At 63.2% G+C, this 21942-nt stretch carries 16 protein-coding genes; 5 read left to right on the forward strand and 11 right to left on the reverse strand.

The window, feature by feature from the left end; all coding sequences use genetic code 11:
* Positions 1-16 precede the first annotated feature (16 nt).
* From IEV82_RS02075 to mtgA, 4 genes are all read right to left on the reverse strand, one after another.
* The gene (locus IEV82_RS02075; protein ID WP_188480284.1) at positions 17-2026 is read right to left on the reverse strand and encodes a hydantoinase/oxoprolinase N-terminal domain-containing protein; all 2010 of its coding nucleotides are present in this window, start codon (positions 2024-2026) and stop codon (positions 17-19) included.
* Between the two features lie 27 nt (positions 2027-2053).
* Complete coding sequence (gene queG / locus IEV82_RS02080) at positions 2054-3112, reverse strand: tRNA epoxyqueuosine(34) reductase QueG (RefSeq protein ID WP_188480285.1); 1059 nt, start codon at positions 3110-3112, stop codon at positions 2054-2056.
* Positions 3113-3244: 132 nt separating this feature from the next.
* Positions 3245-3910, reverse strand: coding sequence for an FtsZ-binding protein FzlA (gene fzlA, locus IEV82_RS02085; RefSeq protein WP_188480286.1), 666 nt, complete (start codon positions 3908-3910; stop codon positions 3245-3247).
* 122 nt (positions 3911-4032) lie between these two features.
* Complete coding sequence (gene mtgA / locus IEV82_RS02090; protein WP_229747633.1) at positions 4033-4845, reverse strand: monofunctional biosynthetic peptidoglycan transglycosylase; 813 nt, start codon at positions 4843-4845, stop codon at positions 4033-4035.
* 131 nt (positions 4846-4976) lie between these two features.
* On the opposite strand from mtgA, the gene IEV82_RS02095 reads away from it, so the two are divergent.
* Entirely contained in the window at positions 4977-5324 is a 348-nt protein-coding gene (locus IEV82_RS02095; protein ID WP_188480287.1) for a hypothetical protein, read from the forward strand.
* Between the two features lie 81 nt (positions 5325-5405).
* Here IEV82_RS02095 and gltB read toward each other — a convergent pair whose 3' ends face one another.
* Both gltB and IEV82_RS02105 read right to left on the reverse strand, forming a co-directional pair.
* On the reverse strand, positions 5406-9944 hold the full coding sequence (gene gltB, locus IEV82_RS02100) for a glutamate synthase large subunit (protein ID WP_188480288.1): 4539 nt from the start codon (positions 9942-9944) through the stop codon (positions 5406-5408).
* 68 nt (positions 9945-10012) lie between these two features.
* Positions 10013-11446 carry an NAD(P)-dependent oxidoreductase gene (locus IEV82_RS02105; RefSeq protein ID WP_188480289.1) on the reverse strand — a complete coding sequence of 478 codons (1434 nt, stop codon included), beginning with the start codon at positions 11444-11446 and terminating at the stop codon, positions 10013-10015.
* A 220-nt stretch (positions 11447-11666) separates the two neighbouring features.
* Between IEV82_RS02105 and IEV82_RS02110 the strand changes: the two genes are divergently transcribed.
* Entirely contained in the window at positions 11667-12470 is an 804-nt protein-coding gene (locus tag IEV82_RS02110; RefSeq protein ID WP_188480290.1) for an undecaprenyl-diphosphate phosphatase, read from the forward strand.
* 14 nt (positions 12471-12484) lie between these two features.
* On the opposite strand, the gene rlmH is transcribed toward IEV82_RS02110, so the two are convergent.
* The 5 genes from rlmH to IEV82_RS02135 all read right to left on the reverse strand — a co-directional run bounded on the left by rlmH (position 12485) and on the right by IEV82_RS02135 (position 17607).
* Entirely contained in the window at positions 12485-12958 is a 474-nt protein-coding gene (rlmH, locus tag IEV82_RS02115) for a 23S rRNA (pseudouridine(1915)-N(3))-methyltransferase RlmH (RefSeq protein ID WP_188480291.1), read from the reverse strand.
* 1 nt (position 12959) lies between these two features.
* A complete protein-coding gene (gene rsfS, locus IEV82_RS02120; protein WP_188480292.1) occupies positions 12960-13325 on the reverse strand; it encodes a ribosome silencing factor in 366 nt (121 codons plus the stop codon).
* A 152-nt stretch (positions 13326-13477) separates the two neighbouring features.
* Positions 13478-15826 (reverse strand): aldehyde dehydrogenase family protein, encoded by a 2349-nt coding sequence (locus tag IEV82_RS02125; protein WP_188480293.1) that lies wholly within the window; start codon positions 15824-15826, stop codon positions 13478-13480.
* 34 nt (positions 15827-15860) lie between these two features.
* The gene (gene deoC, locus IEV82_RS02130) at positions 15861-16847 is read right to left on the reverse strand and encodes a deoxyribose-phosphate aldolase (RefSeq protein ID WP_188480294.1); all 987 of its coding nucleotides are present in this window, start codon (positions 16845-16847) and stop codon (positions 15861-15863) included.
* Positions 16848-16923: 76 nt separating this feature from the next.
* A complete protein-coding gene (locus IEV82_RS02135) occupies positions 16924-17607 on the reverse strand; it encodes a hypothetical protein (RefSeq protein WP_188480295.1) in 684 nt (227 codons plus the stop codon).
* Between the two features lie 110 nt (positions 17608-17717).
* On the opposite strand from IEV82_RS02135, the gene IEV82_RS02140 reads away from it, so the two are divergent.
* The 3 genes from IEV82_RS02140 to IEV82_RS02150 all read left to right on the forward strand — a co-directional run bounded on the left by IEV82_RS02140 (position 17718) and on the right by IEV82_RS02150 (position 21934).
* Positions 17718-18449: a 4'-phosphopantetheinyl transferase family protein gene (locus IEV82_RS02140; RefSeq protein ID WP_188480296.1), complete on the forward strand. Its 732-nt coding sequence runs from the start codon at positions 17718-17720 to the stop codon at positions 18447-18449.
* A gap of 105 nt (positions 18450-18554) precedes the next feature.
* Entirely contained in the window at positions 18555-21539 is a 2985-nt protein-coding gene (locus IEV82_RS02145; RefSeq protein WP_188480297.1) for an error-prone DNA polymerase, read from the forward strand.
* Between the two features lie 50 nt (positions 21540-21589).
* On the forward strand, positions 21590-21934 hold the full coding sequence (locus IEV82_RS02150) for an antibiotic biosynthesis monooxygenase family protein (protein WP_188480298.1): 345 nt from the start codon (positions 21590-21592) through the stop codon (positions 21932-21934).
* Positions 21935-21942: the final 8 nt, after the last annotated feature.

Consider the following 21942-nt stretch of genomic DNA (forward strand, 5'->3'; position numbering starts at 1 on the left):
CAAAGTCCAACCCCTGTTACAGCGCGGTCTCCCGAGCGTGAGCCGCGATGCGGGGTCGCCCCGTCGCCTCGACGACGATCCGCGCCTCGACGAACATCTCGCGGGCCTCGATCTCGGCCCGCTTGACCTCGCGCGTGACCTGCAGATGCACCGAGGCCGCGCCTGCCGCTTCGGCATCCTGGGTCGCAACCGCGCTCAACGCCGTCTCGAGACGCGTCATCGCGGCCTCGGCCGTCTGGAAATCCTGCGGCGCGTCGGGCAAATGCGCGCGGAAAAGACCCTCGGACGGGCTGCTCACCAAACCCTCCCGCAGCATACGGATACGTCCCGTGACCGCACCGATCGCATTGGCCACATCCCCATGCTCGGGCAGCAACATCTCGGCATTCAGATACGCCCCCACCGCCGGATAGGTTGTCTGCGCCGATGCGCCCAGCCCCACGACCGGCACGCTCAACCCGGCACTGAGGCGCACAAGCCCCGGCACCTGCCGCAATCCGCGTTGCAACAACGGATGCACGGCAAGCATTGCCGGGTCGTCCAACCCGTCCTCGGCAAAAGCCGCCTCAAGCAGCGCGGTTCCGGTGGCGTGCGTCAACGCATCGACGATCTGGCCTGCCATCTCTTGCGGGGAGTGCGCATGGCGCTCTCCCGATCCGGCCCGATTGCGCGCCAGCAACGCCAACGCCTTTTCCGACGCCGAGGCGTCCCAATGGGTGAACCGCCCCAGCACATGAAGCGCATCCGTCGGCGTTGGACCAGCCACCTGAACCAGCCCCCGCGACACCAAGAGCCGCAGCGACTGGGCTTCCAGACGCGTTTGCACGACGGATCCCAAGGGCTGCGGCGGAACGGTGATCCGGTCCAGCACCGCGCGCTCCCGTTCGGACAGTCCAACTGCATCCTGACCTTCGACCAGGCGCACGAAGCGCGCATCGTATTCTCCCGGCACAGCGCGGTTCAGTTGCGCGTCCAGCGCGCGATGCACCACCTCTGGCGCGTCCTGCGCCACCAGGGCGACAGGCAGCACCCGCCTCGGCCCAAGGCTCACGCCGCCGCTCAGACCTTCGCTGGTCAACCGGACCTCGCTGTCACCGCCCAGCCCATGCGTGCGCATCGCCACTGCCTCGACCATGGTGCGATGCGGCCCAACCCGTGCGCCATCGGGGTCGATCACCGGCTGGCCGTTGCGCAGAACCGCGATATCCGTCGTCGTCCCGCCGATATCCGACACCAGCGCGTGATCCGCCCGCGTCAGCCACCGCGCCCCGACGATGGAGGCGGCAGGCCCGCTCAGGATGGTCTCGATGGGACGCTCCTGCGCCTGTGCCGCCGACATCAGCGCACCGTCGCCCCGGACGACCATCAGCGGCGCATCGATGCCAATTTCGCGCAGGGCCCCTTCGGCCCGCCCGATCAACCGATGGGTCAGACCGATCAGCCGCGCGTTGAGAACCGCCGTCAGCGCCCGTTTCGGACCCCCCAGCTTGGCCGACAGCTCATGCGAACAGGTGACGGGTCGCCCGGTCGCCAGCCGAACCGCATCCCGCGCGGCCACCTCGTGCGCCGGGTTGCGGGTGCCGAATTGCGCAGCGATGGCAAAGGCCGACACGTCCTGCGAGCTGGCCCAATCCGCGATCCGCTGCACATCCAGCGGCGCAACCTCGGCCCCGCCGTGGCTGTGGCCCCCAGGCAACACCAAGACCGGATCGCCGCCAAGCGCATCGGCCAGACCCTGCGCTGCCAGATCGCGCTCGGAAAAGCCGATATAGATCAACGCCACGCGCGCGCCCTGCCCTTCGACCAGAGCATTGGTGGCAAGCGTCGTCGACAGCGAGGCCAGCGCGATGTCTTGTGGAGCCACGGACGAGTTGGCCAGCACCGCCTGAACCGCTTCGCGCACACCGATGGCCAGATCCTGTCGCGTCGTCAGCGCCTTGGCACTGGCGATCACCGCGTCTTCGTCGCGCATCAGCACCGCGTCGGTATAGGTACCGCCGGTGTCCACACCCAATAGAATTGCCATAACGCCGCCTCCTGCGATGGACCTAGCCTAGTCGCCCGACTTGGCCCGCGCGTTTGCGACATCGGCAAGTCGCATCACGGCCCAGCGCGCGGCATCGGCGACGGTTTCATCGGGATCGTCCACCAATCCCTGCGCCACGGCCCGCAAGTTCGGCGCTCCGGAATTGCCGATGGCATAAAGCACGTTGCGGACAAAACGGTTGCGCCCGATCCGCTTGATCGGAGATCCCGAGAACCGCTCGCGGAACGCCACATCATCCAGTTGCGCCAGTTCCGCGAGGTCGGGTGCCAACAGATCATCGCGTGCATGGTACTTCACTTCCGATGCGCGACTGGCGAACTTGTTCCAGGGACAGACGGCGAGGCAATCGTCACAGCCATAAATCCGGTTGCCCATCAACGCGCGCAGGTCCTCATCGACCGGCCCGTGATGTTCGATGGTCAGGTAGGAGATGCACCGCCGCGCATCGAGCTGGTAGGGCACAGGAAATGCCTCCGTCGGGCACACGTCCAGACACTTGCGGCACGACCCGCAATGATCGACCTCGGCCGGGTCGGGCACCAGGTCCAGCGTCGTGAACACCGATCCGATAAAGAACCACGACCCCAGATCACGCGATACGAGGTTCGTGTGCTTGCCCTGCCACCCAAGCCCCGCCGCCTGCCCCAGCGCTTTTTCCGGCACGGGTGCCGTGTCCACGAACACCTTCACCTCGCCGCCGGCCTCGGCAATCAGCCAGCGCGCCAGCCGCTTGAGCCGTTTCTTGAGCACATCATGATAATCGCGGTTCTGCGCATAGACCGAAATCGCAGCCTGTTCGGGATGCTCCAGCAATTCCAAAGGATCGTGATCCGGCCCGTAATTCTCGGCCAGCATGATCACCGAGCGCGCCTCTGGCCACAGCACCTGCGGCGCACCACGCCAATGCGCACGGTCCTCCAGCCACCCCATCTGGCCGTGATACCCCTTGTCCAGAAACGCCTGCAGTCGCGCGGGCACCTCCGGCACGTCCCAGGGCCGACAGATGTGACAGGCCGAAAACCCTTCGGCGATCGCCTGCGATTTTATCCGGGCTGTCAGGTCCATCCCCGCCCCTGTCTTCTTCTTTTTCCAAATATGCCGGGGGGTCGTCCATTGTGGCGCCATTGGTTCAAGCCCAATGGACGACGGGGCTGGCACCCCAGTGGCGGATTTTTCGGACGAAAAATCTGCCCTGCCTCAAAAATCCAGATCGGCATAATGCGGTGGTTGGGGGAACCCCGGAACCTGATCGGCAAGGATCGACCGAAAGGCCGGGCGCGACTTGATCTTGGCATACCAATCCTTGACCACCGCGCTGCGGTTCCAGTCCACGTCACGGATATAATCCAGCGAAGACAGATGCGCGGCCGCTGCGAAATCCGCCAGCGTCATCGTGTCGCCCGCCAGCCAACGGCGGTGATCCAGAAGCCACGCCATGTAATCGAGGTGATACTTGATCGCCTTGGCCCCTGCCTTGACATTTCCACTGTCCGGAAAACCTTGCTTGGTGACCTTCTTGTTCACCCGCTCATAAAGCAGCTTGGACGTGACCTCGTTGTGGAACTTGTCGTCGAACCAGCCCACAAGGCGCCGCACTTCGTAGCGCGCATCAAGCGAGCGGGGCATCAGCGGCGGTGCGGGATACTTCTCTTCGAGATATTCACAGATTGCTGCACTTTCGGCCATGGTGCGCCCGTCGATCTTGAGAACAGGAACCTTGGCAGCAGGGTTGCGGCGCAGGAAATCCGGGTCTTTTTCCCAGTACTTCTCTTCGATCAGTTCGCACTCGATCTTCTTTTCCGCAAGGCTCAGCCGGACCTTCCGACAGAACGGAGACAACGGAACATGATACAGTTTGGCCATGCGAAGAGGGTCCCGAAGATGGTGGTTCAGACGTCCACTAATTGCCGCGAAGCGCCCCACAATACAATGGCCCCGCGCCGGTTTAATCCCGTTCGCGCGGTTTTCGTCTCATCTGCGCAGGCTCAATTCTGGAAACAGGCGGCCCGTCCGTCCTGATTGATGGTCTCCGCACCGCCCCGGATCGACCGGGCGCGCCGCTCCACAAAATCGCTGGGCCTCGAGGCCGATCTTGTCTTCGGGGACGGCAGGATCGCCGCCAGTCTTGCCGCCTGTAGCGCGCTGAGATCGCGGGCATCGACGCCGAAATAATGCTGCGCCGCCGCCTGCACACCGAACACGCCCTCGTCGAATTCGGCCACGTTCAGATACAGCTCGAGGATGCGCCGCTTCGACCACATCGCCTCTGAAACCGGGGTCAGCACCGCCTCCATACCCTTGCGCGCCCAGGACCGCTGCTGCCAAAGGAACACGTTCTTGACGACCTGTTGCGAGATGGTCGAAGCGCCCCGCGCGCCGCCTGCTTCGATCGCAGCCTGGATCGCGGCAACATCGAACCCCCAATGCAGACAGAAATTCGCGTCCTCTGCCGCGACCGCAGAGCGGAACATCACGGGCGCAATCTGATCGGCATCGACCCAGACCTGATCGACCGGCGCCCCGAGACGCCGACCTTCTGACCACATGGTGTGCGTCGTCGGCGGGTTCACGAAACCGAACAAGACCACCAACGCAAGCACCAGCACGATCAGTCCCAGACCCGCACGAACGCTCCATTTCAGCAGCCAGCGATAGGGTGCGAGGATCTTGTCCACCAGCCCCGGCTCTTTGGCCACGCGCGCGCGCTTGGACTTCGGCTTGTCCAGCCGAGGCCCCTGCTGAGATGTGTCTTTGGGTTTACCGCTCGCCATCGCAGGCACATTAGGCGCAACTGCCATCCAAGAAAACATCCTCTGTGATCCGATCCACCCTCCGGCGTAGCGGTGGTTTCCGTTACAAGCTGGACATCCGCGTGGCAACACGGTGAAACCTGTTTGCTTTTTGCCCGATATCGCACAAGACCAAGAGCATGCTCATGCTTTTCGTGCTCTTGGGAATTTACGCGGCCAGCATCTGGTTGGCCTGCGCCTATACTCTGCCCGGTCAGGCGCTGGTCCAAGGCATAGGTCTCATGTCCGTGGCGGGGGTGGCCGCGCTGACGCTCTGGCTGCTTGTTCGCGCTGGCTATCTTGAGGCGTGGCTTGCCATCGCTCTTGTCGGTGTGATCGCGCTGCCGGCAAGCCTGATCGGACTCGGCCTGACCATGGGTGGTCTCATCCGCATCACCGCAAGAAAACGGAATTGGGTATTTGTGCTGACCCGTCTTGGGGCATCGGTGCCAATCGTACTTGGCGCCGCTCTCCTGCTTGCGCGCTGAGCGCAGCAAATCCGCAAAATATCCTCACCATGAAAAACCCGGCCAGATGGCCGGGTTCTTGATGTCAACGCATCGCCGCGCTTATTCGGCAGGGACCGCCCGCTTTTCGATCTCCAGCGGATGGCTGATCTTGTCCAGCATCTCTTTCGGGCAGACTTGCATGAAGTTGCCCAGTTCAAGGTCCCAGTGCTGCAGGATGTCCTGCGCCTTGCGGCTCATGGTTTCCTCGACATGCCGTTCGATCAGACCCTTCATCTGGTCGACCCAGTGATCGACCGTCACCGGACAAGTCACGAGGCTTTCCATGTTCATGAGCGCCTGCGCCTTGCCTTCGGGGTCATAGAGATACGCCATCCCCCCGGTCATGCCCGCGCCGAAATTGGCACCGATATCACCCAGGATCACGGCTACGCCGCCGGTCATGTATTCACAGCCGTTCGATCCGCAACCTTCGACCACGACCTTGGCCCCCGAGTTCCGCACGGCAAAGCGTTCGCCCGCGCGACCGGCGGCAAAGAGGTACCCATCGGTCGCCCCGTAAAGCACGGTGTTGCCGATGATCGTGTTGTCGGCGGCCACCAGCGGCGACATCATCGGTGGGCGGACAACGATGGTGCCCCCCGACAGGCCCTTTCCGACATAATCGTTGGCATCGCCCGACACTTCGAGCTTGAGCCCCGGCGCTGCAAACGCCCCCAGAGACTGTCCCGCAGAGCCGGTCAGTTTCACCGTCAGGTGGTTCGGCTGCAGCGAATTGCGCATGCCGAACTTGCGCACGATATGGCTCGAGGTGCGGGTGCCGACGGTGCGGTCGGTGTTCTGCACCGCGTAGGACAGCTGCATCTTCTCACCATCCTCGAGGAACCGCGCCGCGTCGCGGACAATCTCGGCATCGAGCGTATCCGGCACCGGGTTGCGCGGACGGTTGCGGTCATAGACGATGTCGTCCGACCCATCGACACGGATCAGGAGCGGGTTGAGGTCCAGATCGTCCAGATGATCCGACCCACGGCTGACCTGGCTCAGCAGATCGGCGCGGCCGATCACCTCTTCCAAGGACCTTGCCCCGATCGAAGCCAGAACGTCCCGCACTTCCTGCGCGTAGAAGGTGATGAGGTTCACCACCTTGTCCGCGTTGCCGGTGAACTTGCCCCGCAGTTCTTCGTCCTGCGTGCAGACACCGACCGGGCAGGTGTTCGACTGGCACTGACGCACCATGATGCAGCCCATCGCGATCAGCGCGGCTGTGCCGATGCCGTATTCCTCGGCCCCCAGCATTGCCGCCATGACGATGTCACGCCCCGTGCGCAGACCACCATCGGTCCGCAAGGTCACGCGATCCCGAAGCTTGTTCATCGACAGAACCTGATGCGCCTCGGTCAGGCCCATCTCCCACGGCAGACCGGCGTATTTGATCGAGGTCGCAGGCGACGCGCCCGTGCCACCGTTGTGACCCGAAATCAGGATCACGTCCGCCTTGGCCTTGGCCACACCGGCCGCAATCGTGCCAACGCCCGACGACGCCACCAGCTTGACCGTCACCTTGCAGCGCGGGTTGATCTGCTTGAGATCGTAGATCAGCTGCGCAAGGTCCTCGATCGAGTAGATGTCGTGGTGCGGCGGCGGTGAAATCAGCGTCACACCCTTGGTCGAATGGCGCAGGCGGGCGATCAGGTCGGTGACCTTCATCCCCGGAAGCTGACCACCCTCGCCGGGCTTTGCACCCTGAGCGATCTTGATTTCCAGCTCTTCGCACTGGTTCAGGTATTCGGCGGTCACACCAAAGCGGCCCGACGCCACCTGCTTGATCTTGGCAGAGGGGTTGTCGCCGTTCGGCTCGGGCACGAAATGCGCCGGGTCTTCGCCACCTTCACCCGAGTCGGACTTGGCCCCGATCCGGTTCATCGCCACGTTCAGCGTCTTGTGTGCCTCGGGCGACAGCGCACCGAGCGACATGCCCGGAGTCACGAAGCGCTTGCGGATCGAGGTAATGGATTCCACCTGCTCAAGCGGGATAGGTTCACCCAGAGGCTTGATCGCCAGCAGATCGCGCAGATGAATCGGCGGGTTCGCCTGCATCGCCTTTGAATAGGTCTTCCAGATCTCGTATGACGCTTTATTGCACGCCATCTGCATCAGGTGCATCGTCTGCGCACCCCAGGCGTGAGTTTCGCCAGATTTACGCGCCTTGTAGAAACCGCCGATGGGCAGAACATCCTGACCCCCACGGAAGCCCAGCGCGTGGATTTCCTCGGCCTTGCGCTGCAGCCCGTTCAGGCCAATGCCGGAAATACGGCTCAGCATGCCGGGGAAGTATTCCGCGCACATGGCCCGGCTCAGGCCCACGGCCTCGAAGTTCAGGCCACCGCGATAGGACGAGATGACGGAAATGCCCATCTTCGACATGATCTTGAGCAAGCCCTGATCCACCGCTTCACGGTACTTGGCCACCGCCTCTGTCAACGTCAGATCCAGCAGACCGCGCTTGATGCGGTCGGCCAGCGAATCCTCGGCCAGATAGGCGTTCACGACTGTCGCACCCGCACCGATCAGCACCGCAAAGTAATGCGGGTCGATACATTCGGCTGAGCGCACGTTGATCGAACAGAAGGTCCGCAGTCCCTTGCGGGTCAGGTGGCTGTGCACCGCGCTGGTGGCAAGGATCATCGGCATCGCCACCTTGCCTTCGCCGCAATACTCGTCCGTCAGGGTGATATGCCCTGCACCGGAGCGCACGGCGTCTTCGGCTTCGGCGCGCACACGCTCCAACGCGACCTGCAACGCCCCCTGTTCCCCTGTTGCCGGGAAGGTACAGTCGATCTCGCAGAGACCGGCGTTGAAGTGGTTGGCCAGCTCCTTGAATTGCGCATTGCCTACGAACGGGCTGTCCAGAACGAGGATCTCGGTCTGCGCGCTCGACTCGTCCAGCACGTTCTTGAGGTTGCCGAACCGCGTCTTGAGGCTCATCACGCGGAATTCACGCAGGCTGTCGATCGGCGGGTTGGTCACCTGGCTGAAGTTCTGGCGGAAGTAATGCGACAGCGGGCGGTACTTCTTGGACAGAACCGCAGACGGCGTGTCATCGCCCATCGACGCCAGTGTTTCCTTGCCGTCCTCGGCCATCGGGGCGAGCACCTGCTCCAGTTCCTCGATGGTGTAGCCCGCAGCGATCTGGCGACGGCGCAGTTCAGCGCCCTCGTACATCGCGGTCTCGGTCACCTTGCCCAACTCTTCGTCAAGCTCGTTGATCTTGCCGACCCATTCACCGAACGGCTGGCTGGCGGCCAGTTTGTTCTTGATCTCGACGTCGTGGTAGAGCTTGCCCTCTTTCATATCGACGGCCAGCAATTGCCCCGGTCCAAGCGCGCCCTTTTCGCGCACGGTGCCTTCGTCGATCGGCACCATGCCCGCTTCGGAGCCGGCAATCAGCATGCCGTCGCCCGTCACGACATAGCGCATCGGACGCAGCCCGTTCCGGTCAAGCCCGGCACAGACCCAGCGACCGTCGGTCATGGCAAGCGCTGCGGGGCCGTCCCACGGCTCCATCACGGAGTTGCAGTAGGAATACATGTCGCGCCATGCCTCGGGCAGTTCGATCGCCTGCTTGGACCACGATTCCGGGACCAGCATGGTCTTGGCCATCGGGGCATTGCGGCCCGCGCGCACCAGCACTTCGAACACGGCATCCAGAGCGGCGGAATCGGACGCGCCATTGGCGATGATCGGCTTGATGTCCTCCGCCATGTCACCGAAGGCCGAAGAGGCCATGCGGATCTCGTGGCTCTTCATCCAGTTGACGTTGCCCTTAAGCGTGTTGATCTCGCCGTTATGCGCCAACATGCGGAATGGCTGTGCCAGCCACCACTGCGGGAAGGTGTTGGTCGAATAGCGCTGGTGGTAGATCGCGAAGGCGCTCTCGAACCGCTCGTCCTGCAGGTCGGGATAGAACTCGGCCACCTGTTCGGCCAGCATCATGCCCTTGTAGATGATCGACCGGCAGGACAGTGACGCGATATACAACTGACCGATGCCAACAGCCGCCGCAGCCTTTTCGATCCGGCGGCGGATCACGTAAAGCTCGCGCTCGAATGTTTCCTCGTCCACACCCTTGGAGTTCGAAATCAGGATCTGTTCGATCTCGGGACGTGTCGCGTTGGCCTTTTCGCCAAGGCATCCCACGCTGACGGGCACGTGCCGCCAGCCGTAGATGTAATAGCCCATGCGCAGGACTTCGGTCTCGACGATGGTCCGGCAGGTCTCCTGCGCGCCGAAATCGGTACGCGGAAGGAACACCTGACCAATCGCCATAAGTTCGTTCATGCGCGGCGTGTGGCCGGTACGTTCGATCTGATCATAGAAAAAGGGCGCCGGGATCTGCACGTGAATGCCCGCGCCATCGCCGGTCTTGCCATCGGCATCGACGGCACCGCGGTGCCAGATCGCCTTCAGCGCGTCGATCCCCGCCGCGACCACCTTGCGCGACGGCTTGCCGTCAAGGCTGACCACGAGGCCCACGCCGCAGGACGAATGCTCGTCCGCTTCAGAATAAAGACCATTTTCAGCCATCCACTTGCGCTTGGCTTCCTCGGCGCGGACCCATTCTGCATCATAGTTGGTCATTTGGTATCCCTCCTCAGGGGCCGGTTCGCGGGGAAACGCATCCTCGCGCGGCCTGTATCAATGTTGATCTATTCCGCAGCCACGGCGCTTGCACCGTTCAACTGGCGCATGACCGCTTCGGCACAATCGCGCCCGTCGCGGATCGCCCAGACGACAAGCGACGCGCCGCGCACGATGTCACCGACAGCATACACACCCTGCAGTGCGGTGGCACCCGAGGTGAATTCCGCCTTGATCGTGCCCCAGCGGGTCACGGCCAGTTCGGGCACACCCCAGAGCGTCGGCAAATCCTCGGGCTCGAAACCCAGCGCCTTGATCACGATATCCGCAGGTTCGATATAATCCGACCCTTCGATCACTTCGGGCATCTGGCGGCCCGTCGCGTCCGGCAGGCCAAGGCGCATCCGCTCGACGATCACGCCATCCACGGGATCACCGGTGAAGCCCTTGGGCGCGGTGAGCCATTCGAACTGCACGCCCTCTTCCTCGGCATTCTGCACCTCGCGCTGCGACCCCGGCATGTTGGCGCGGTCACGGCGGTACAGACATTTCACCGATGTGGCGCCTTGACGGATCGCCGTGCGCACGCAATCCATCGCGGTATCGCCGCCACCGATCACGACAACCTTCTTGCCCTCGGCGTTCAGCTTGCCGCTGTCGAACCCGTCATCCGCGTCGCCAAAGCTTTTGCGGTTCGAGGCGGTCAGGTAGTCCAGCGCCTTGATGATGCCATCCGCACCCGATCCCGGCCCTGCCAGATCGCGCGACTTGTAGACACCTGTGGCGATGATCACCGCGTCGTGTTGATCGTGGATCTCCTCGAACGACATGTCCTCGCCGATGTTGCAGTTCAGGACAAAGCGCACACCGCCCTTTTCCAACTGATCGTTGCGACGCGTGACGACCGGTTTCTCGAGCTTGAAGCCCGGAATGCCATAGGTCATCAGACCGCCCGCACGATCATAGCGATCATAGACCGTGACCTGAACACCCTGCCGGCGCAGCATGTCGGCAGCGGCCAGACCACCGGGGCCAGCGCCAATGATGCCGACGCTTTCCTTGCGCTCCCGCGCGGGCTTGACCGGCTGAACCCAGCCTTCGTCCCAGGCGGTGTCGGTGATGTATTTCTCGACCGATCCGATGGTCACGGTGCCATGGCCCGATTTCTCGATGACGCAGTTGCCTTCGCACAAACGGTCCTGCGGACAGATGCGGCCACAGATCTCGGGAAAGGTGTTGGTGGCCTGGCTGATCTCGTAGGCTTCCTGCAACCGGCCTTCGGCGGTCAGGCGCAGCCAGTCGGGAATGTTGTTGTGCAAGGGGCAGTGCGACTGGCAATAGGGCACGCCACATTGCGAACAGCGGCTGGACTGCTCCTTGGCCTTTGCATCGGCGTATTCCGCGTAAATCTCCTGGAAGTCCGCACGCCGCTCTTCGGCAGCACGCTTCGTGGGCATGTCGCGTTCAACTTTGACGAACTTCAACATTGGCTGTTTTGCCATGGCTCACATCCTTCCGTTCATGTGGTCGCGTCTCATTATAGAATAGTCATCAGAAAGAAAAGTCATTACTGCTGACCTATTTTCACGTTTTTTCGCACCCCGAGGAGGAAAGCATGCTGCAATGCAGCTATTTTAGGTCCGATACGGCCCTAAAATAAACCTTTCTCTTGGTTTTTAACGGGTTATACCCAAGGCGATATTCGTTTCTGGACGCCCGACCATGGCCCTGACCCACTTGCTTATCCTGGCTTTGATTCAGGGCATTACCGAATTTTTGCCGATTTCATCGTCGGGCCACCTGATTCTGCTGCCGAATCTGACCGGGCTGACCGATCAGGGACAAACGCTGGACGTGGCGGTGCATGTCGGGACGCTGCTTGCCGTGATCCTGTATTTCCGGTCGGACGTGAAGGTGGTGACTTGCGGTCTCGGCCGGCTCATCCAGGGCCGCATTGACACCCAAGGCGCGTTCTGGGCGCTCTGTCTGATCATCGCGACGATCCCGGTGGTGCTCGTGGGACTTGCACTCAAACTCTCGGGCCTGAACGACCTGTTGCGCTCGACAGTCGTGATTGGCTGGATGATGCTGATTTTCGGCATCGTGCTCTATTGGGCCGACCAGACCGGCCCGGTGACGAAACGCGCCGAAAGCTGGAGCCTGAAGGACGCAACGATCATGGGCCTCTGGCAGGCGCTGGCCCTGATCCCGGGCACATCCCGATCAGGCATCACCATCACCGCAGGGCGGCAATTGGGCTATGACCGGACCAGCGCCGCGCGACTGTCGATGCTGATGTCGATCCCGACGATCCTCGCCTCGGGCGCGCTCCTGTCGGTCGAAGTGGCGCAAGACGCGAATATGGCGCTCTTCAAGGACGCCGCGATCGCTGCGGTCTTTGCCTTTGTGTCGGCCCTGCTGGCCCTGAAACTGATGTTCAAGCTGCTGAAATCGATCAGCTTCACGCCCTACGTGATCTACCGGGTTGTCCTTGGTGTCGTCCTGCTGGTTATCGCCTACACCTGACAGGGGTCGCATGCCTAATCCCGATGATACGGCGTCCCCGCGATGATCGACGCGGCCCGATAGAGCTGCTCTGCAATCATCACCCGCACCAGCTTGTGCGGCCAGACCATCTTGCCGAAGGACAGAAGAAACTCTGCCTCGGTCCGCAGCGACGGGTCGATCCCGTCCGCGCCACCGATGACGAAACAGACATCCGCCCGACCATGGTCGGCCCAGCCCTGCAGTTTTCTCGCAAATTCAGGAGAGGACATCACGCAGCCCCGCTCGTCGAGGCAGACCAGAAGGGAACCCGCCGGGATTGCCGCCCGCAGCAACGCGGCCTCTGACGCCATCCCGCCGTTCTTCTTGTCCTCGACCTCGGTCTCGCCGTCGAAGCGCCAACCAAGGCTGCGACCTGTCTGGCCGAAGCGAGACAGGTAATCGTCGGTCAGCGCGCGTTCCTCCGAGCGGCCTCCCAGCCGCCCGACCGCGCGAAGATGTACCCGCATCCTAGTTGGTCAGTGCAGTCCCTGCCGGGAGCCACATTTTTTCCAACTGGTAGAACTCCCGCACTTCGGGCCGGAAGATGTGAACGATCACGTCGCCCGTGTCGATCAGCACCCAATCGCCGGTTTCCTTGCCCTCGATCTTGGACAGGATACCGCGCTCGGCTTTCAACGTTTCCACCAGCTTTTCGGCCAATGCCGACACCTGGCGGGTCGAGCGCCCCGAGCACACAACCATGTAATCGCCGATCGACGTTTTGCCGCGCAGATCGATCTGCACGATGTCTTCGGCTTTGTTATCGTCGAGTTCAGAGAGAATCACCGCGAGCGTCGCTTCGCTGGCTGATCCGGTTCCGGGTGTGCCGGTCATGGGCAGACCCCCGTCAGTGGCACGCGCCACATCCGTTTGAAAAGACAGGACATCGTCCTCCTAGGTAAAAACGCCGTTCCGCCCCGGCGCTGGGTGACTTGAAAATAGCACCGCACTGAGGAATTCTCAATGACCTGCACGAAAATTGGCGATCATGCGCCGTAAGGAACCCACACTGTCTTGGTTTCGGTCGCCGCATCAAGGAATGCGCGGCCCTCGCCTTCGGCCCCCAGCCAGTCGCGGCTGCGCCCGTTGTTGACCCATGTCCGCTTGAGATTGCCAGCCGCACCACGCTCGATCTCGGCCGAAAGGTCGGACGACGAGAACGACCAGACCGTCTCCACATCCATGTGGCCCGCCAGCGTCGGCGCAAGCTCTGCGTGTCGCCCGGTCAGGATATTGACCACCCCGCCCGGCACATCCGACGTGTCCAGCACCTGGTATAAATCCGTGGCCGCCAGCGGGAACGGTTCCGACGCGACCAGCACAACCCGGTTGCCCATCGCGATCGCGGGCGCCATCACCGACACGAGACCCAGAAGCGGATGATCGTCCGGGCAAAACGCCCCGATCACGCCACAGGGTTCGCGCATGGCCAGCGCCACACCGCGCAAGGGCACCTGCGCCACGCGCCCGTCGAACTTGTCGGCCCAGGCGGCATAGGTGAACAATCGGTCCACCGCCACATCCACCTCTTTTGCACCCGTGCGCACGCCGGTCATCTGGTTGATCCGCGCCGTGAAATCGTCTTTCCGCGCCGCAAGGTTCTCGGCGATGTAGTAAAGGATCTGCGCGCGCAGATGCGCCGTCGTCCCGGCCCAGCCCGACGCCCCCCGCGCCGCCTCGACCGCGTTGCGTACATCCTTGCGGTTCGCAAGCGGCGCCTGCCCGATCAGCTTGCCCGCCTTGGTGTACACCTCGTAGGCATAGCCCCCATCGGGCCGCGCCTGCTTGCCCCCGACATAGAGCTTCGCGGTCCGGTCCACCGCCTGTGGTTCCGTATCCGGCCCGCTGCTGAAGCCTGCGACCTTGCCCAGCGCCTTGCCGGAGCCCGATGGCTTGGTGTAGGCCATCATCCCTTCCGGCCCACCCTCGCGCCCGAACCCGCTTTCGCGCACACCGCCAAAGGGCGCTGCGGCGTCGAACATGTTGGTTCCGTTGATCCAGACCACACCGGCAGCCAGCTTGGGCGCGATATCCAGAGCGACATTGATATTCTCGCTCCAGAGCGTCGCCGCCAGCCCGTAGCGCGTGTTGTTCGCCAGATCGACCGCCTCGGACGGCGTGCGGAACGTGGTTCCCACCAGAACCGGGCCGAATATCTCTTCCTGCATCAGCGGATCAGCGCTGCTCAGCCCGGTGATCAGCGTCGGCGGATAGAAGCAGCCCGTTTCCGGCATGTCGCAGTTCGCCCGATAGGTTTCCCCCGCCGTGTTGCCGTCCACCAGTCGCGTGATGGTCTCCAACTGTTTCGGATCGACAATCGCGCCCACGTCGATCGACTTGTCCAAGGGCGACCCGACCCGCAGCCTGTCCATCCGCGCACGCAGTTTGGCGTGGAACCGCTCCGCGACAGCTTCCTGAACCAAGAGCCGCGATCCCGCACAGCAGACCTGCCCCTGATTGAACCAGATCGCATCGACGAGACCCTCGACCGCGCTATCGAGATCGGCATCCTCGAACACGATGTAGGGCGACTTGCCGCCCAACTCGAGCGTCAGCGCCTTTCCGGAACCGGCGGTCGCCTCGCGAATACGCCGCCCCACGGCAGTCGATCCGGTAAAGGCAACCTTGTCCACGTCCGGGTGTGTGACGATCATCTCGCCCACGCTGCCATCACCGGTGACGATGTTCACCACACCTTTCGGCAGTCCGGCCTGACGGCAGATATCCGCGAACAGAAGCGCCGTCAGCGAGGTGTACTCCGCAGGCTTCAACACTACCGTGTTGCCCGCCGCGAGCGCTGGTGCGACCTTCCACGCCAGCATGAGCAGCGGAAAGTTCCACGGCACCACCTGACCGCAAACCCCATGCACGTCGCGCCCGACATATTCGCTGTCAAACAGCTGCGCCTGCCCTGCGTGATAGTAGAAATGCCGCTGCGCGAGGGGGATGTCAATATCCCGGCTCTCCCGGATCGGCTTGCCGTTGTCGAGGCTTTCCAGCACCGCGAAGAGCCGCGCGTGTTTCTGCAAAAGCCGCGCCAATGCATAGATGTACCGCGCGCGACCCGGCCCGCCGAGCTTGGCCCAGCCCTTCTGCGCCCTGCGCGCCGCCGCAACGGCCGCATCTACATCGGCCTGTGTCGCCTGAGACACATGCGCCAGCACCTCACCGGTAGCCGGGTTTCGGCTCTCGAAGACATCACCCGGTTCGGTCATGCGCCCGTCGATGAAATGTCCGAACCGGTCGCCCTGGTCGATCAGCCACGCCAGCGCATCCGCCGCCGATTCCGGCGCGGTCCCGTAATCCATACTCTCGAATTTCTCTCGCACGGTCATGGCTTCTTCTTTTCAAAAATATGCAAACACGACATCACCCGGAAGCGTGCCGCCACGAGGCCGAATAGGCCCCGGTCACGTGATGTTCCAACTGCCGCTCGATATCGCCCAGCAGGGACGACGCGCCAAACCGGAACAGGTCGTTCTGCACCCAGCGGTCACCCAGCTCTTCCTTCATCAGCGCAAGATACACCAAGGCATCCTTGGCCTTGGAAATCCCGCCCGCAGGCTTGTAACCCACCCGGTAGCCGGTTTCCTCGAAATAATCGCGGATCGCCCGGATCATCACCAGAGACACCGGCAGCGTGGCGTTCACGCTTTCCTTCCCGGTCGAGGTCTTGATGAAATCGGCACCCGCCATCATGCAAACAAGCGACGCCCGTGCCACGTTCTGCAACGTCCCAAGCTCTCCGGTGGCCAGGATTGCCTTCACATGCGCCTCGCCACAGGCAGCGCGAAAGGCGCGCATCTCGTCATACAGCGCCTGCCAGTTCCCGGTCAGCACATGCCTGCGCGAGATCACGATGTCGATCTCGGCAGCACCGGACTTCACGCTTTCCTCGATCTCGGCCACCCGCAGGTGGAACGGCGAGAGGCCCGCCGGGAACCCCGTGCTGACCGCCGCAACCGGAATGCCCGACCCGGCCAGAGCATCAACGGCAGGCGCGACCATGTCGTGGTAAACGCAGACCGCCCCGACTTTCAGCCCCTCCATGCCCAGCGCCTGCAACAGATCGGCCCGCACCGGCTGGCGCGCCTTGGAGCACAGCCGGTTCACCCGTCCCACCGTGTCGTCGCCGGCCAGCGTTGTCAGGTCGATACAGGTCACCGCCCGACACAGCCACGCCGCCTGATGATCCTTCTTCACCGACCGCCGCCCCGGCAACGTTGCCGCGCGCCGTTCGATCGCCGACCTGTTCGCGGTGGCGCGCATCACCCAATCCAGATCCAGCGCCATGCCGGGATTTCGCGGCTCCAGCGTCTGCGGCAAATGCACATTGTCTGTCTGCGTCGTCTTCATGGAACCCCACTCCTTGAACCGTGATGCTGACATGCCCACCGGGAGCACACAAGCCACGACGCGGCGTCCGCAGCCCCTATCGGATCAGGTTCGAAAACCACCGCTTGAACGCGCTTTTCTGCGGCCGCAGGATCGGCAAATGCAGGATGCGTGGTTTCGGCTGGTCCGACCAGATCAGCTCCGACGCCTCGAAGATCCGCTTGTTGAACTGCGGCGGGAACACGTAGAACCGCAGATCGGAATGCCACAGCGTTTCCCGGAACGTCGGCTGGTCGATCTTCATCCCCGCCGCATCATAGGCCGCCTGCCAATCTTCAAAAAACCGGTCCGTAGCCGCGTTCTTGCGATACAACAACACCCCGCAATTGATCTCGGGAAAGGTCTCGGGCACCTCGGTTTGCCACATCCGCCTGTGTCGCGGCCGATGCCACAGCATCACATGCGCGCCGCACAGGTCGAACTTCAGCAACAGGTCGAACAAGGACGACAGATCGGCCCGGATCATGGTGTCATTGTCCAGATACAGGGTTTCGTCGTAAGGGCTGAACTTCAGCGCCCCCACCTTGGGCCGGGTCATGTCGGCCGGAATGACCAGCTTCTGATCGAACCCCGTGGTGTCGTCATCCTCGGCACACCAGATCGCACAGGGCATCCCCGGGTTGCGCTTTTTCACCGACGCAGCCGACCGCCGCGCCACATCCACATGCGCCTTGCCCCAGGCCACATACATCACGCCTCGGCTGCGCCCCGGCTCCGACATGCCATCACTCCTTTTGTCGTCAAAGCCCTAGCGCCGCCCCCAGACCAAGTAAATCCGCCCCGGTGGATTTTGCTTGACCATTCTCGGGCTTGCAGGGATTTCACACGTCCATGACCCACCAGGCCCTCATCGACATGCACTCCCGGTCCAACGGCTTCCTCTCCGACATCGGAGCCAAGGACAGCCTGGTTCCGGGTGCTGTCCTCGTTGCCGCCAGCTATGAGACCGCCGCATTCTCGCAGAGCCTCTTCGACGCGCTGGACATCCTCTGCCCCGACACACTGGACCGCGCCGTGGACAAACGCCGTGCCGATTACCTCGCGGGCCGTGCGATGGCATCTGCCGCAATGGCGCTGCTCGAGCATCCACCGGCATCCGTGACCACCACACCCGGCCGCGCGCCGCTCTGGCCCGAAGGTCTTGCCGGCTCGATCAGCCACGCAAGGGGCCGCTGCGCCTGCCTGCTGTCGCGCGACACCAGCCGCAGCTACGGCGTCGATACGGAGGCCATCGCATCAGGCCGCAGCCTGACGGCGATCCTGACCGAAACTCTGAACCCCACCGAACGCGACAGGATCGCCAAAGGCCCGCTGCCCGCAGCCATCAACGCCACGCTGACCTTCTCGGCCAAGGAGTCGCTCTTCAAGGCGCTTTATCCGCAGGTCGGTCGCCATTTCGGCTTCGATGCCGCCGAACTGATCGCGCCACCGACAAGCGACAGCCTGGCCCTGTCCCTGACCACCGATCTCACTGAAACCCTGCCAAAGGGCCGCCGCTTCGACATCCACCACCGCGTGACCGACTCCCATGTGCTGACATGGCTGTCGGTGCCTGCCCCCTGATCTTCTTCTTGTTCCAAATACTCCTGCACGACGCCTGCAAAGGTCCGCCCTTTGGATGACTCGAATCATTTGAAAAAGAACAAAATAAGAACATAAAAGACAGACATGTTCGCAGAGCTGTCGATCACCTCCAATTTCACCTTCCTCACCGGGGCCTCCCACCCCGAGGAGTACATGGAGCGTGCCGCCACTTTGGGTCTGTCCACCATCGCCATCACCGACACCAATTCGGTGGCGGGCATCGTCCGGGCCTGGACCGAAGGGAAGAACCTCCGGAGGCTGATCCGCGAACGCGCCGAGCTCGAGGCGCGCAATGGTCCCATCGGCCCGCCGGTACCGGATCACATCGACCACCAGCGCAGCTTTGTCCTCACCCATGTCCCCCGACTGATCCCCGGCGCGCGCATCGTCACAGACACCGGCTTCACCGCCACCGCGCTGGCGGCCACGCGACAAGGCTGGGCGCAGTTGTGTCGCCTCATCACCACCGGACGCCGCCGGGCGCCCAAGGGCGACTGCCACCTGACGCTGGACGATCTGCTCCAATGCACGGACGGCCTGCACTGGCTCCTGCACCCGCCGACACAAGCCCAGGCGACGAAGAGCGGCGCGGGTGAGTGGTCCTCACAGGCGGAACGGCTGGGGCGCCGCTTTGCCGGGCACACCCATGTCGTGCTCAGCCCGCGGTATGACGGGCGCGACAGGCAGCATTTCGACCGGATCGCAGATCTGGCCGACACTCTTGGCCTGCCCACCATCGCCTCGGCCACACCGCTCATGCACCATGGCCGCCGCCGCAAGATGGCCGATGTGGTCACCGCCATCCGCCAGGGCTGCCGCGTCGACGAGCTGGGCACCCGCGCGCTGGCCAATGGCGAACAGCGCCTGCGCTCGGACCCCGAGATGCGCCGCCTGCTTGGCCCCCATGCCGAGGCTGTCACACGCGCCGCACAACTGGCCGAGGCCTGCCAATTCGATCTGGGCCAGCTGCGCTACGAATATCCAAGCGAGATCACCGGGTCTGAGACCGCCCCCCAGCGCCTCTCGCGCCTCGCCCATGAGGGACTGAAATGGCGCTACCCGCATGGCGCACCAGACAAGGTGAAAAAACTGCTCGCCCATGAACTGACCCTGATCGGCAAGTTGCACTACGAGCCCTATTTCCTCACCGTGCGCGACATCGTGGCCTTCGCCCGCGACCGCGGCATCCTCTGTCAGGGGCGCGGGTCCGCCGCCAACTCGGTGGTCTGCTACTGCCTCGGCGTCACCTCGGTCAGCCCCGAAATCGGGACGATGGTGTTCGAACGGTTTGTCTCCGAGGCGCGAGACGAGCCGCCCGACATCGACGTCGATTTCGAACATGAACGCCGCGAAGAGGTGATCCAGCATATCTACGACCGCTACGGCCGGCACCGCGCGGGCCTCTGCGCCACCGTCATCCACTATCGCGGCAAACGCGCCATCCGCGAGGTGGGCAGCGCGATGGGCCTGTCACAGGACACCATCGGCGCGCTGTCGTCGCAACTCTGGGGCTTCTTCTCGACCAATGGCCTCGAAGAGCACCGCATGCGCGAGATCGGTCTCGATCCCGACGACCACCGCCTCATGCTGACGATGGAGCTGATCTTCGAGATCATCGGCTTCCCCCGCCACCTGTCGCAGCATGTCGGCGGCTTCATCATCACCGAAGGCCGGCTGGATGAACTGGTCCCGATCGAAAACGCCACGATGGAGGACCGCACCGTCATCTGCTGGGACAAGGACGATATCGACGCGCTCGGCATCCTCAAGGTCGATGTGCTGGCGCTTGGCATGCTGTCCTGCATTCGCAAGGCGTTCGACCTGATGACCCTGCATCACGGCCAGAGCTACAACCTCGCCACCCTGCCGCCCGAAGACCCCAGCGTCTACGACATGCTCTGCAAAGCCGACAGCATCGGCGTCTTCCAGGTCGAATCCCGTGCGCAGATGAACTTCCTGCCGCGCATGAAGCCCCGCACCTTCTACGATCTGGTGATCGAGGTCGCCATCATCCGCCCCGGCCCTATTCAGGGCGACATGGTCCATCCGTATATTCGCCGCCGCAATAGCGAAGAGGCAGTCAGCTTTCCGTCGGACGAATTGGGCGCGGTGCTGGGCAAGACGTTGGGCGTGCCGCTCTTTCAGGAACAGGCGATGCAGATCGCCATTGTCGGCGCGGGCTTCACTCCCGAACAGGCCGACCGCCTGCGCCGGTCTCTGGCGACCTTCAAGAAACACGGCAACGTGTCAGAGTTCCGCACGCTTTTCATGCGCGGCATGCGCAACAAGGGCTATGACGAGGATTTCGCCGAACGCTGTTTCTCGCAGATCGAAGGCTTCGGCTCTTACGGCTTTCCCGAAAGCCACGCCGCCAGCTTTGCCCTGCTGGTCTATGCAAGCGCATGGATCAAGCACCACCACCCCGGCATCTTCGCCTGCGCGCTGCTGAACTCCCAACCCATGGGCTTCTACGCGCCCGCCCAGATCGTGCGCGACGCGCGCGAACATGGCGTCACCGTTCTGCCCGTCTGCATCAATGCCAGCTTCTGGGACAACGTGATGGAGCCTGACGCCAAGGGCGGTCTTGCCCTGCGGCTGGGCTTCCGCCAGATCAAGGGCCTGAACGAAGAAGACGCCGCCTGGATCGCCGCCGGGCGCGGCAATGGCTACCAGAGCGTGCGTGACCTCTGGCGCCGCGCCGGGCTGGACCCCGCCACCATCGCGCGTCTGGCCGAGGCCGACACCTTCCGCGACCTGCGCCTCACCCGCCGTCAGGCCCTGTGGGAGGCCAAGGCGCTTACCACCCGCAAGACCCTGCCGCTTTTCGATGGCGATATCGACGGCGAAGCCATCCATGAACCCGCCGCATTGCTGCCGCAGATGACCGAAGGCGAACAGGTGGTCGAGGATTACGTGTCCATGCGCCTCACCCTGCGCCGCCACCCGCTGGCGCTCTTGCGGCACATCCTGACACCCGATCCGTCCCGTCGGATCGAACCGTATGTTTCAACGACCAAACCGTACAAACCGCCGATGCCCCTGCCCTTCACCCGCGGAAACCCGGATTGACAGTGCCGGACGATGCAGGGATCAGTGTCCCGCAAAAAAGGGAACCCAAAATGATCGCCATCATCTTCGAACTCACGCCCGCCGAGGGCCAGAAAGACGCCTATCTCGACATCGCCGCCACCATGCGCCCCATGGTGGAAGAGGTTGAAGGCTTCATCTCGGTCGAACGGTTCCAAAGCCTCACCAACCCCGAAAAGCTCCTGTCGATCAGCTTTTTCGAAGACGAAGACGCCGTGCTGCGCTGGCGCAAGCTGGCCGCGCACCGCAACGCCCAATCCAAGGGCCGGAGCGGCATCTTCTCGGACTACCGCCTGCGCGTCTGCCACGTGTTGCGCAATTACGGCATGTTCGACCGCGATCAGGCGCCCGAGGACAGCGTCAAGGTGCACGGCTAGCGGCTTCT

Source organism: Marivita lacus, from assembly GCF_014637725.1.
In the GTDB taxonomy this organism is placed as follows: Bacteria; Pseudomonadota; Alphaproteobacteria; order Rhodobacterales; family Rhodobacteraceae; genus Marivita; species Marivita lacus.

Coding starts and splice junctions, on each gene's coding strand:
- rlmH (WP_188480291.1), bottom strand. CDS start 12,958: ATGCGGGTACATCTTCGCGCGGTCGGGCGGCTGGGAGGCCGCTCGGAG.
- IEV82_RS02075 (WP_188480284.1), bottom strand. CDS start 2,026: ATGGCAATTCTATTGGGTGTGGACACCGGCGGTACCTATACCGACGCG.
- IEV82_RS02140 (WP_188480296.1), top strand. CDS start 17,718: ATGACCCACCAGGCCCTCATCGACATGCACTCCCGGTCCAACGGCTTC.
- IEV82_RS02110 (WP_188480290.1), top strand. CDS start 11,667: ATGGCCCTGACCCACTTGCTTATCCTGGCTTTGATTCAGGGCATTACC.
- rsfS (WP_188480292.1), bottom strand. CDS start 13,325: ATGACCGGCACACCCGGAACCGGATCAGCCAGCGAAGCGACGCTCGCG.
- IEV82_RS02125 (WP_188480293.1), bottom strand. CDS start 15,826: ATGACCGTGCGAGAGAAATTCGAGAGTATGGATTACGGGACCGCGCCG.
- IEV82_RS02145 (WP_188480297.1), top strand. CDS start 18,555: ATGTTCGCAGAGCTGTCGATCACCTCCAATTTCACCTTCCTCACCGGG.
- IEV82_RS02095 (WP_188480287.1), top strand. CDS start 4,977: ATGCTCATGCTTTTCGTGCTCTTGGGAATTTACGCGGCCAGCATCTGG.
- gltB (WP_188480288.1), bottom strand. CDS start 9,944: ATGACCAACTATGATGCAGAATGGGTCCGCGCCGAGGAAGCCAAGCGC.
- mtgA (WP_229747633.1), bottom strand. CDS start 4,845: ATGGCAGTTGCGCCTAATGTGCCTGCGATGGCGAGCGGTAAACCCAAA.
- fzlA (WP_188480286.1), bottom strand. CDS start 3,910: ATGGCCAAACTGTATCATGTTCCGTTGTCTCCGTTCTGTCGGAAGGTC.
- queG (WP_188480285.1), bottom strand. CDS start 3,112: ATGGACCTGACAGCCCGGATAAAATCGCAGGCGATCGCCGAAGGGTTT.
- IEV82_RS02150 (WP_188480298.1), top strand. CDS start 21,590: ATGATCGCCATCATCTTCGAACTCACGCCCGCCGAGGGCCAGAAAGAC.
- deoC (WP_188480294.1), bottom strand. CDS start 16,847: ATGAAGACGACGCAGACAGACAATGTGCATTTGCCGCAGACGCTGGAG.
- IEV82_RS02135 (WP_188480295.1), bottom strand. CDS start 17,607: ATGTCGGAGCCGGGGCGCAGCCGAGGCGTGATGTATGTGGCCTGGGGC.
- IEV82_RS02105 (WP_188480289.1), bottom strand. CDS start 11,446: ATGGCAAAACAGCCAATGTTGAAGTTCGTCAAAGTTGAACGCGACATG.